The organism is Streptococcus cristatus (assembly GCF_963529205.1).
In the GTDB taxonomy this organism is placed as follows: Bacteria; Bacillota; Bacilli; order Lactobacillales; family Streptococcaceae; genus Streptococcus; species Streptococcus cristatus_O.
Genome location: NZ_CAURYF010000044.1, coordinates 1 through 10,021, shown reverse-complemented (window position 1 = coordinate 10,021; position 10,021 = coordinate 1). Strand labels below are relative to the sequence as shown.

The 10,021-nt window shown below is 42.7% G+C and carries 12 protein-coding genes, 1 tRNA gene, 1 other RNA gene and 1 pseudogene; 2 read left to right on the top strand and 13 right to left on the bottom strand.

The features are described from left to right. From RWS39_RS08645 to RWS39_RS08625, 5 genes and pseudogenes are all read right to left on the bottom strand, one after another. Nucleotides 1-130, bottom strand: a pseudogene (locus RWS39_RS08645) (MFS transporter); the annotation flags it as partial. Nucleotides 131-409: 279 nt separating this feature from the next. Continuing rightward, the gene (gene asnS, locus RWS39_RS08640) at nucleotides 410-1,756 is read right to left on the bottom strand and encodes an asparagine--tRNA ligase (RefSeq protein WP_314482548.1); all 1,347 of its coding nucleotides are present in this window, start codon (nucleotides 1,754-1,756) and stop codon (nucleotides 410-412) included. Between the two features lie 20 nt (nucleotides 1,757-1,776). Continuing rightward, entirely contained in the window at nucleotides 1,777-2,142 is a 366-nt protein-coding gene (locus RWS39_RS08635; protein ID WP_187421177.1) for a VOC family protein, read from the bottom strand. A gap of 2 nt (nucleotides 2,143-2,144) precedes the next feature. Beyond that, complete coding sequence (locus tag RWS39_RS08630) at nucleotides 2,145-3,323, bottom strand: pyridoxal phosphate-dependent aminotransferase (protein WP_314482546.1); 1,179 nt, start codon at nucleotides 3,321-3,323, stop codon at nucleotides 2,145-2,147. Continuing rightward, nucleotides 3,320-3,808, bottom strand: coding sequence for a cell wall elongation regulator TseB-like domain-containing protein (locus RWS39_RS08625; RefSeq protein WP_314482544.1), 489 nt, complete (start codon nucleotides 3,806-3,808; stop codon nucleotides 3,320-3,322). Before RWS39_RS08625 ends, RWS39_RS08630 begins: the two co-directional genes overlap by 4 nt. An 85-nt stretch (nucleotides 3,809-3,893) precedes the next feature. Between RWS39_RS08625 and RWS39_RS08620 the strand changes: the two genes are divergently transcribed. Continuing rightward, nucleotides 3,894-4,340, top strand: coding sequence for a MarR family winged helix-turn-helix transcriptional regulator (locus RWS39_RS08620; RefSeq protein WP_314482543.1), 447 nt, complete (start codon nucleotides 3,894-3,896; stop codon nucleotides 4,338-4,340). Between the two features lie 87 nt (nucleotides 4,341-4,427). Beyond that, nucleotides 4,428-4,976 (top strand): NADPH-dependent FMN reductase, encoded by a 549-nt coding sequence (locus tag RWS39_RS08615; protein ID WP_045499565.1) that lies wholly within the window; start codon nucleotides 4,428-4,430, stop codon nucleotides 4,974-4,976. 53 nt (nucleotides 4,977-5,029) lie between these two features. On the opposite strand, the gene RWS39_RS08610 is transcribed toward RWS39_RS08615, so the two are convergent. The 8 genes from RWS39_RS08610 to RWS39_RS08575 all read right to left on the bottom strand — a co-directional run bounded on the left by RWS39_RS08610 (nucleotide 5,030) and on the right by RWS39_RS08575 (nucleotide 9,937). Continuing rightward, on the bottom strand, nucleotides 5,030-5,725 hold the full coding sequence (locus RWS39_RS08610) for an LrgB family protein (RefSeq protein ID WP_015604519.1): 696 nt from the start codon (nucleotides 5,723-5,725) through the stop codon (nucleotides 5,030-5,032). Beyond that, complete coding sequence (locus tag RWS39_RS08605; RefSeq protein WP_314482540.1) at nucleotides 5,718-6,098, bottom strand: CidA/LrgA family protein; 381 nt, start codon at nucleotides 6,096-6,098, stop codon at nucleotides 5,718-5,720. The genes RWS39_RS08610 and RWS39_RS08605 overlap by 8 nt, the downstream gene beginning before the upstream one ends. 210 nt (nucleotides 6,099-6,308) lie before the next feature. Continuing rightward, nucleotides 6,309-6,396: transfer RNA gene (locus RWS39_RS08600), tRNA-Ser, on the bottom strand. Between the two features lie 38 nt (nucleotides 6,397-6,434). Beyond that, complete coding sequence (locus RWS39_RS08595; RefSeq protein WP_314482538.1) at nucleotides 6,435-7,259, bottom strand: DUF695 domain-containing protein; 825 nt, start codon at nucleotides 7,257-7,259, stop codon at nucleotides 6,435-6,437. Nucleotides 7,260-7,286: 27 nt separating this feature from the next. Then, nucleotides 7,287-7,635: a transfer-messenger RNA gene (gene ssrA, locus RWS39_RS08590) on the bottom strand. 108 nt (nucleotides 7,636-7,743) lie between these two features. After that, a complete protein-coding gene (locus RWS39_RS08585; RefSeq protein ID WP_314482535.1) occupies nucleotides 7,744-8,229 on the bottom strand; it encodes a thioesterase family protein in 486 nt (161 codons plus the stop codon). A gap of 247 nt (nucleotides 8,230-8,476) precedes the next feature. Next, entirely contained in the window at nucleotides 8,477-8,812 is a 336-nt protein-coding gene (locus RWS39_RS08580) for a YlbF/YmcA family competence regulator (RefSeq protein ID WP_314482533.1), read from the bottom strand. Nucleotides 8,813-8,830: 18 nt separating this feature from the next. Beyond that, nucleotides 8,831-9,937, bottom strand: coding sequence for a prephenate dehydrogenase (locus RWS39_RS08575; RefSeq protein WP_187421163.1), 1,107 nt, complete (start codon nucleotides 9,935-9,937; stop codon nucleotides 8,831-8,833). Nucleotides 9,938-10,021: the final 84 nt, after the last annotated feature.

Here is a 10,021-nt window from a genome sequence, read left to right as displayed (position 1 = left end):
GCCCAATCTGCCAAAGGGACATGCCGTTTTGACTTAGAAATAAAATCCAAAAACTGGTAATGCCTAGAAAGGCAAAAAATTCAATTCCGGCCATCAGGCCGATATTTTTCCGATAACTTCTTTTTAACATATTTTCTCCTTTAACAAGTGTTTTCTAATTTCTATCTTTTGTCACTTGTTAATCTGCTCTTTACATGACTCCTACCTCTTCTTTCTAGTGCTTTGAAGAGGCTGGGACAAAGGTCCTAGCCTCTCAATTGTCTTTGGATTGTCGAGCAAGACGCAGTGGTTGAGTGGGCTCTATTACGCTGATTTCATCAGCTTTTACAGCCCTACTCAACTGTGCGGAGGTGGGACGACGAAATCGAATTCTGACGGATTACCGATTTCTGTCCCACTCTCATTGATTTTAAGGTTTAATACGGTGCAACATACGTGGGAATGGAATGGCTTCACGGATATGCTTGGTTCCTGCGACAAAGGTTACCATACGCTCGATACCGATACCGAAGCCACCGTGTGGAACAGATCCATACTTACGAAGATCCAAGTAGAATTCATATTCTGATGTATCCATACCAAGCTCTTCCATTTTAGCGACCAGTGCGTCGTAATCTTCTTCACGCATAGAGCCACCGATGATTTCGCCATAGCCTTCTGGAGCAAGCAAGTCTGCACAAAGGACGCGATCTGGATTTCCTTCCACAGGCTTCATGTAGAAAGCCTTGATGGCTGCTGGATAGTTCACGACAAAGGTTGGTACACCAAAGTGGTTTGAAATCCATGTTTCATGCGGTGAACCAAAGTCATCGCCATGCTCAAGATGTTCGTAGTCCGCATCCTCATCATTTTCATGCGCTTGCAAGAGATCAATCGCCTCATCATAGGTAACGCGCTTGAATGGCTCTGCAATATAGCGTTTCAAAAGCTCAGTATCACGTTCCAATGTTTCCAAAGCTTGAGGAGCACGGTCGAGAACACCTTGAATCAAGGCTTTGACATAAGCTTCCTGCAAGTCGAGTGACTCATCGTGAGTAACAAAATTATACTCCGCATCCATCATCCAGAACTCTGTCAAATGACGGCGAGTTTTTGATTTTTCCGCACGGAATACTGGACCAAAGTCATAAACACGTCCCAGAGCCATAGCCCCCGCTTCAAGGTAGAGCTGACCAGATTGACTCAAGTAAGCTGGAGTTCCAAAGTAGTCGGTTTCAAAGAGCTCAGTCGAATCCTCTGCCGCATTTCCTGACAAGATTGGGCTGTCAAACTTCATAAAGCCATTCTTGTCAAAGAATTCATAGGTAGCATAGATGATGGCATTACGGATTTGCATCATGGCTACTTGCTTGCGAGAACGCAGCCACAAGTGACGGTTGTCCATGAGGAAGTCAGTTCCGTGTTCTTTTGGCGTGATTGGATAGTCTTGTGATTCACCAATAACTTCGATATCTGTGATATCCAGCTCGTAGCCAAATTTTGAACGCTCGTCTTCCTTGACAATCCCTGTCACATAAACAGACGTTTCTTGGCTCAAGCGTTTGATCGTATCAAACTTCTCAAGTCCTACTTCTTCGCCAAATTTCTCAATAAAGTTAGGCTTGAAAGCTACACCTTGGAAAAAGGCAGAACCATCACGCAACTGCAAGAAAGCGATTTTCCCTTTTCCTGACTTGTTGGCCACCCAAGCACCAATCGTTACTTCTTCACCAACATGATTTTTTACATCAATAATTGTTACATTTTTCTTCGACACGTTTTTTCTCTTTTCTATTTTTATTCTTTGTGGCAGACTACTTCGACATTATTTCCATCTGGGTCTAGGATAAAAGCTGCATAATAAGGTAGATGATCACTCCGATAATCAGGTGCACCATTATCTTTTCCACCTGCCTTCAAACCCGCCTCGTAGCAAGTTCGAACCTGCTCGTGGTTTTCTGCAAAAAAAGCAAAGTGAATAGGAGACTGCTCTCCCTTTCCTAACCAAAAATCTCCACCAGGATGAGGACTATTGGGGGCAACAAAACTGAGTAGAGAGTCAGTTCTAAAATCTAATTCGTAGCCAAGAGGAGCAAGAAAGCTTGTATAAAAGTCTTTTGAAATTTGCAAATCCTTTACTTTAATCTCAAAATGATCAATCATTCTTACTTCTCCATAAAATTCTTGAGGCGTTGAACCGCTTCTTTTAGTGTATCCATGTCAGTCGCATAGCTGAGGCGGATATTTTCTGGCGCACCAAACCCGTCTCCTGTCACTAGAGCCACACCTACTTCTTCTAAAATCGCTGTGGTAAAAGCTGTCACATCTGTATAGCCTTTCATTTCCATCGCTTTTTTAACATTTGGGAAGAGATAGAAGGCTCCCTGAGGTTTGACGACTTCAAAGCCAGGCACTTGAGCCAGCAAAGGATAAATAGTATTTAGGCGTTCTTCAAAGGCCAATCGCATATTTTCGACCGTATCCTGACTGCCCGTCAAGGCTTCAATGGCCGCATATTGCGCCACCGCTGTCGGATTAGAAGTCGTTTGCCCTGCAACCTTGCTCATGGCTGAGATAATTTCAGGCTCACCTACAGCATAGCCAATCCGCCAGCCCGTCATAGAGTAGCTCTTGGAAACACCATTGATGACGACTGTTTGCTTGCGAATTTCTTCTGACAGACTAGAAATCGGCGTGAATTTATTGCCATTATAGACCAAGCGGCCATAAATATCGTCGGCCAAGATCAAGATATCATGCTCAACAGCCCAATTTCCAATAGCCAGCAGCTCTTCTGCTGTATAAATCATACCAGTCGGATTGGACGGCGAGTTCAGAACCAAGACCTTGGTCTTCTCAGTACGGGCAGCTTCCAGCTGGGCCACCGTCACCTTAAAGTTATTTTCCTCTGTCGCTTGAACAAAAACAGGCTTTCCTTCGGCCATCAAGATCTGGTCGGCATAGCTAACCCAATAAGGCGTCGGAATAATGACTTCATCCTCTGGATCAATCACGCTCATAAAGAAGGTGTAAAGAGAGAACTTTGCACCTGTTGCCACTGTCACTTGATTAGGCTGAATCTCATAGCCATAATACTTGGCAAAATAGTCTACAACCGCTGCTTTCAGCTCAGGCAGACCACTTGTTACCGTATAAAAACTAGCTCTGCCATCTTCAATCGCTGCCATCGCTGCTTGCTGGATATTCTTAGGCGTCGGAAAATCTGGCTCTCCCAAGGTCAAAGAAAGGATATCCCTGCCTTCCGCCTTCAAAGCTTTCGCTCTGGCTGCCGCCGCCAGAGTCACACTTTCTTCCATATTTAAAACACGATTGGATAATTTCATAGCCCCTCCTTGCTGAGCAATGTTTTGCTTTCAAATCCGATATTATAATAAGTGCTTCCAGACTTAATTTCCCAAACAGGCTGACCGTCAAAGTAACCAAAAGTGGTCTTATCAATAGATGTCGCTCCATTTTCCTTGGCCACTTGCTCTGCCTCTGCCTGACTCATTCCATCTTGCAAGCGATAGACATGGATTTTATTGGAATTTTTGGAAATCAGAACAGCTTCTTCCTCTTTTTTACTAGTTGTCCCAATCAAGCTATAGTAGGACTCTTTGCCATTGTAAATCGAAAAGCTCGTCAGACTCTCCAAATCTGCATATTCCTTAGCGATTTTTTGAGAACCTTCCTTGGCTGACTGCCAAGGCTCGATAGCAAGGTGCAAGATCGTAAAAAATGAAAAAACAAGCGCCGTGAGGACCAGGAAAAGCCCGATGGCATAGTGCCTTATAGGAAATTCAGTCTTTTCTTTAGTTTTATGTTTCACTGAATCATTATACTACAAATAGCCTGATTTTTCTAGGACTTTTATCACATTTGCATTTATTACTACTTATTGATAAAATGTTACTATGAAAATAACTGAAAATCTAGACAAGGATACTCTGCTTGATCTCAAGACAATTATCGTGCTCCATAAGGCGGAGCGCACCATTCGTAATCTCGAAGCTCAAATTTTTAAAAAGCACAATTTGACGCCAACCCAATTTTCCGTCTTGGAAACCTTATATAGTAAAGGAGAGTTGCGGATTCAAGATCTGATTGACAGCATGCTGGCTACTTCGGGAAATATGACAGTCGTGATCAAAAATATGGAAAGAGATGGCTGGATCAGTCGCAGCTGTGATCCCAATGACCGCCGTTCCTTTCGCATCCAACTAACTGATCAAGGCCAGAAAAAAATCGAGGCTGTCCTACCAGAGCACATGGCCAATATCCGCCACATGACTGACCTCCTCTCCCAAAGCGACAAAGAAGATTTGGTGCGGATTTTAAAAACTTTCAAAGAGCTGAGCTAAATTATTGCTAATTAGTGACAATTGTTGTAACATAGATAGTAACAAGAGGGGCACCTCTTAAATAAAGATAAAATGGAGGACATATTTATGTCTAAAGTACTATTTATTGTTGGCTCACTTCGTCAAGGGTCATTCAATCATCAATTGGCAGCTCAAGCGGAAAAAGCTCTAGCTGGTAAAGCTGAAGTTTCTTATCTGGACTACAAAGATGTACCATTCTTCAACCAAGACCTCGAAAGTCCAGCTCCAGCTGCTGTTGCCAAGGTTCGTGAAGAAATCCTTGCAGCTGATGCTATCTGGATCTTCTCACCTGTCTACAACTGGGCTATCCCAGGCGTGGTGAAAAACTTGCTCGACTGGACTTCACGCGCGCTTGATTTGTCAGACCCAAGCGGTCCTTCTGCCCTCAATGCCAAAGTGGTAACTGTTTCATCCGTTGCTAACGGCACTTCACCTGATGAGGTCTTCAAGCACTACCGTAGCCTCCTTCCATTTATTCGCATGAATGTGGTTGACCAATTTACTGGTGTTGGTATCAATCCAGAGGCTTGGGGAACTGGCCAATTAGTCCTTTCAGAAGACAAGCTTGCTGAGCTTTCTGCCCAAGCAGATGCCCTCCTAGCAGCTATCAACTAAGATAAAATAAAAACATGAAGCAAGATTTCCGAGAAATACTGCTTCATGTTTTTTTATTTTAAGATAATGGCTGCGACGATTGGACTGACAATTACATACATGATCCCTGTCACTCCGATTGCAAGACCTGCCATGGCTCCAGCAACATGTCCATATTTGAAAGCCGTTCCGGTACCAACTGCATGCCCCGTGCCACCTAAGGCCAAGCCAACTGCTACTGGATCCTTAATTTTCAGCAGTTTAAGAATAGTCGGTCCCATGACACTTGTCAAAATACCTGTCGCCACAACAACCACCAAGGTAACAGTTGTCAAGCCCTGCATTTTATCAGTAATTCCTACCGCCATCGCTGTTGTGACAGATTTAGGAAATAGAGAAATTGCTAAAAAGAAGTCCATCCCAAAGAATTTTGCCAGCAGAGCCGTGAAAGTCGTATTGACCACTACAGCCACAAAGGTTCCTAGCAGGATACTGCGAGCGTGGTGTTTCATCAAGTGGAAGGTCTTATAAAGCGGAATTCCTAAAGCAACCGTAGACGGAACGATTAAATTGTTCAAATAAGCCCCACCGACATAGTAATCCTTATAAGAAATTCCCGTTAATTTCAAAAAGGCAATGACCAAAATCGCTGCTAAAAGAAGAGGCGTTGTCAAAGGATGTGGAAATCTACGGAAAATCAGCATCCCGATAAGGTAGGCAAAAATGGACAAGGCGAGTCCAAATAGCGGGTTACTCCATAGATTAGACATGATCCATCCCTCCTTTCTCATAATCGCCTTCAAAATGCTGCTTGATGAACTGTACGACAAGGGCAATGACGATCACATTTAAAACAATGGCACCAAGGATAATCAAGATAATCGGTAGCAGGTAAGGAGCAATCACATGAAATTTATCCATAATCCCAACTGCCGGAGGTAGAAAAAGAATGGTCATATTGGCTAACAGAAAATTGCCGACCATACTGACGTGGCGGAGTCTCAATAACTTAAACTGCAGAGCAAGAAATAGCAAGATTAAGCCGATAATACTACCTGGAATGGGAAGATGGAAGACACTTGATATCCCCTCTCCAATGATGGAAATCGAGAAAATAATCATCAACTGGACATATAACTTCATGCAGAACCTCCAAAACTTTCTATGTACAGTTTACTCCTTTTCAGAAAAATTTCAAGGTTTTTCTCAAATAAAAAAGATGGAAGCGAATCCATCTGATTTCTTGCATAATATCCTCACTTCTAGATTCTGTGGGTCTAGCATTAAACAAAGTGATTATCGTTCTTCGTCCTGCTATCAAAAAAACGCCTTTAGGCGCTTCTTTAAATACAACGGAAGACATGGGATTCGAACCCACGCACGCTTTTACACGCCTACTGCGTTTCCAACACAGCCTCTTAAGCCTCTTGAGTAATCTTCCATACAAGAGAAAGACTTGCTTTCTCAAAACTTTATCCATTATACCACATTGCAGCTCCAGCCGCTATACTTTCCGTTATATTTTTTCGAAATTTCTATTAATTCCCAAACATGTTGGTTGATGCTAGGAAGCTCGGTAGTATCAAATCGGGATATTTCTAGTTTGTAAGGTCGAGGATCGCCTTCTTCTTTTTTCCTAGAAGAAATATCATAATCAAGAGCAGAGGCATCCCCCATAAAGGAAACACGATCATCGTAAGTCTCAAAACTAAACTGATGCCTAATTTCCCGTAGTTGACTATGGTCGTCCCCTTCTTTTTCTAGGCGATACCAGATACGCTGGTTTAAAATAGATTGGTACTCATATTCATTCGGATACAAGAAGTCAAAGTATTGTTTCCATTCAGGATCCACCAGAGTAGCTGAACTATATTGATATTTCGAAAATTGCTCCATTACTTGAGCAATAACCGGCATGTGTCGCTCTCTATCTTTCAAATAGTAATAAAACTCTATATGACCATCTGTGATGACTACTCCGACATAGATGGCCGCAATGCGCTTCATCGCTTCTGAAAGACGATCTTCGATGAGGTTCAAATTAGAAAATTCGTCATAATCTGGAAACCCTGTCTCTGGATCAACATTCAAAATAGCAATTCTCAAACGTAGTGCATAAGTATAGGATAGATAGGGAGCAATAGAATTCAACGCTAAATTTAGACGGATACTAGCCATTCGGTCATCAATAAGGGTCGAAAAAGAGCCCCATTCATTCGGAAGATTTTCTAAATCAACAGAAACTTCCTCAATGGGTAGATGACTATCTTGACTCTTCCCTAAGATTTTTCCAAAAAAACTCATATCACCAAAAACCTCATTTACATATCCCTATGGAGCCGGTGGGAGTCGAACCCACGTCCAAACACCTGCCAACACATTTGTCTACGACCATAGGCCATGTCTTCATTTAACTCAGCTTTGACACATGGCTCAAGCCCAAGCTAAGCGAGTCTATCAATCTCTTGTAAAATCCCTAGACTTGATTTTACCGTAGCTTGCTCATAATAAGACCGGTCATCAGACACAAGCAATCCGAATCAGGTCACGCTGGCTGTTTTTTAGGCAGCTAAAGCGTAAGAATTGTTATTTTTTGCAGTTATATTTAACTGGCGTTTTACATCCGCTAGATGAGTCGCAAAATATGCCGCATAATGCCTGTCGAATCCGTAACGACCCCAAGACAAGTAACTATTATACCAAAATAATGTCCTAATTGCAAAAATCAAGATAAAATTACTCAAAACATGCTAAAATTCCCTTGATACAATGCACCAAGGGAATTTGTCTACATATGATCTTTCACTGCAACTGCTACCATTCTAGCCTTAGCTTTTAGCTGTCCTGCTACTGACATCTCCATAACTATTATAGCTTTCCTTGCTCCCAACTCCTCAAGCTGCGAAGTGACAATGATTTCCTGATCAATGGGCGTCGGGCTCTGGTAATCAACTTCTAAGCGGGCTGTGATAAAGCGTCCAATGACTGTATCTTGGGTCAAGTCCAATCCTTTCTCTTGATGGGCAAACCAAGCAGCTGAAGCCGTTCCATGGCAATCAAAAATCATAGCAATCATGCCACCAAAGAGATTGGCTGGCACACCACCAGTGTAGTGAGATTCTGGTCGTATTCTAGTGACACATTCCTTCCCATCTAAGCTAGGATAAGTCTTTAAATGTAGGCCTAGCTCATTTTTCGGGCCACAACCCCAGCAATGTTGAAATCGGTCGCCATATGTATCTTGAATAGCAATCTTTCTTGTTTCTAAAGTCATACCAGTTCCTTTCAAAAATCAGAGTGTAAGCGTTTTTTGATTAGTATATCAGCCTTTGGGGCAATAGTAAATAGAAAGCAGAGTCAATATATTTTAATTGTTGCTATAATCTGATTTTATAAGTTTTCTACCTCTTTCTTGAATTAAAAATACTCATTTTCATCCTTAATAGCCCTTCTAAAGCATAAAAAAACCAAGAAAGCCCGATCTGGCTTCTTGGTTTCATCTAATTTTATAACTTCTTCTATTAGAATAGTTCCTGAATTGGTTCAAAAATAATCCGTTCAATATCAGACAAGTAAATAGAGAGCTGTTGTTGCTTGTTGAAGAAGGCTGACAAAAGCTCATTGCCTTGGATTTTATCTCCAAAACTCTGCATCTTTTCTTGAATGTCTGGAGTCGGCATTTGACCTGTTTGAGCCAGTTGTTGCAGCTCTTTCTGGAAAGCTAGGTAGTCATCAAAAATAGCCTTGGCTTCACTATCCGCATTGATAGCCTGCTTGCTTTCTACCACAGCTTTGTACTCTGGCATTTCGCGAAGTCCACGACTGAGTTCATTGGCTAAATCATAAATATTTGACATAGAGTTCTCCATTCTATATTAGTCTACGGACACTAGGTAATCCGTATTTTCTTTTACTATTTTAGCAGATTTTTCCAAATCTTGGCGATTTTTAAAGGTGATTTGCAGAATACCGTGGGTATCTTCTCGATTTTCCTCGTTGATACGAATATTGACGACCGAAATTCCGCGCAGAAGCTCCAAAATACCCAATATCGCATCTTCTTCGTCAGGAACTTCAATAAAGAGGTCATAAAAGCTGTCCACACCTGCACGCTTATGAATTTCCATTTGTTTGCGGCTTTGCCGTCCTCGGTCAAAAAATTCCCAGATTGCTGACTCATCCTTAGCCTCAATCGCTGCGGCCACCTTGTCTAACTGATCTTTAAAATCTTCCAGCCGCTCCAAGATAGCTTCAGGATTGGTCAAGAGGATAGAGGTCCACATACCCGGCTCACTCTCCGCAATCCGCGTCATATCTCGAAAACCACCGGCTGCAAAAGACTGGGTCAGCTCATGCTCTTGGCTATAAGCTGCCGCTTGCTCCATCAGACTGGAGGCTAGGATATGCGGAAAATGACTGATTTGACTGGTCACTCGGTCGTGCTCTACAGGATCTACCTGAATAAAGCGGGCATGAAGACCACTCAGCAAATCTTGCATTTCCTCAAGAGTACCTGGCTTAGTCAGATTAGAGGGGGTGAATATATAATAGGCATTTTCAAATAGATTGACATGGGCTGCCTTGGCTCCGGTCTTGTGACTTCCAGCCATCGGATGAGCACCGACAAAGCGGACAGGCTTATTCTGCAGATACTTTTCTGCAGCTGCCACAATCTCAGCCTTGGTCGATCCAGCATCTGAGATGATAACATTTTCCTTCAGGTCCAGCTCTGCTAGATTTTTGATAAATGCTATGGTCTGCTTGATGGGCACAGCCAGAATAATCACATCAGCCAGTGGAGCAAAGGCCGCAAAATCATCCGTTACCCGATCTACCATTCCCCTCTCCAGGGCAACTCTGCGCGATTCTTCACTTCGATTATAGCTAAGAATCTCTATCTCAGGATGAGCTCGCCTGATGCCCAGAGCCAAAGAAGCTCCAATCAGTCCCAGACCTGCGATATAGACTGTTTTTCTCTCCATGCCCACTCCTTTCTTCTAAAAGTTCTTGACAAATTCCCGATGGCGGGCTACCGCATCCTTTAGTTCTTCCAGATTGTCCGAAGA

Excerpts from the sequence above, each read along its gene's own strand:
- RWS39_RS08635 (WP_187421177.1), bottom strand. The coding sequence starts at position 2,142 with ATGATTGATCATTTTGAGATTAAAGTAAAGGATTTGCAAATTTCAAAA.
- RWS39_RS08630 (WP_314482546.1), bottom strand. The coding sequence starts at position 3,323 with ATGAAATTATCCAATCGTGTTTTAAATATGGAAGAAAGTGTGACTCTG.
- RWS39_RS08620 (WP_314482543.1), top strand. The coding sequence starts at position 3,894 with ATGAAAATAACTGAAAATCTAGACAAGGATACTCTGCTTGATCTCAAG.
- RWS39_RS08615 (WP_045499565.1), top strand. The coding sequence starts at position 4,428 with ATGTCTAAAGTACTATTTATTGTTGGCTCACTTCGTCAAGGGTCATTC.
- RWS39_RS08610 (WP_015604519.1), bottom strand. The coding sequence starts at position 5,725 with ATGTCTAATCTATGGAGTAACCCGCTATTTGGACTCGCCTTGTCCATT.
- RWS39_RS08605 (WP_314482540.1), bottom strand. The coding sequence starts at position 6,098 with ATGAAGTTATATGTCCAGTTGATGATTATTTTCTCGATTTCCATCATT.
- RWS39_RS08595 (WP_314482538.1), bottom strand. The coding sequence starts at position 7,259 with ATGAGTTTTTTTGGAAAAATCTTAGGGAAGAGTCAAGATAGTCATCTA.
- RWS39_RS08585 (WP_314482535.1), bottom strand. The coding sequence starts at position 8,229 with ATGACTTTAGAAACAAGAAAGATTGCTATTCAAGATACATATGGCGAC.
- RWS39_RS08580 (WP_314482533.1), bottom strand. The coding sequence starts at position 8,812 with ATGTCAAATATTTATGATTTAGCCAATGAACTCAGTCGTGGACTTCGC.
- RWS39_RS08575 (WP_187421163.1), bottom strand. The coding sequence starts at position 9,937 with ATGGAGAGAAAAACAGTCTATATCGCAGGTCTGGGACTGATTGGAGCT.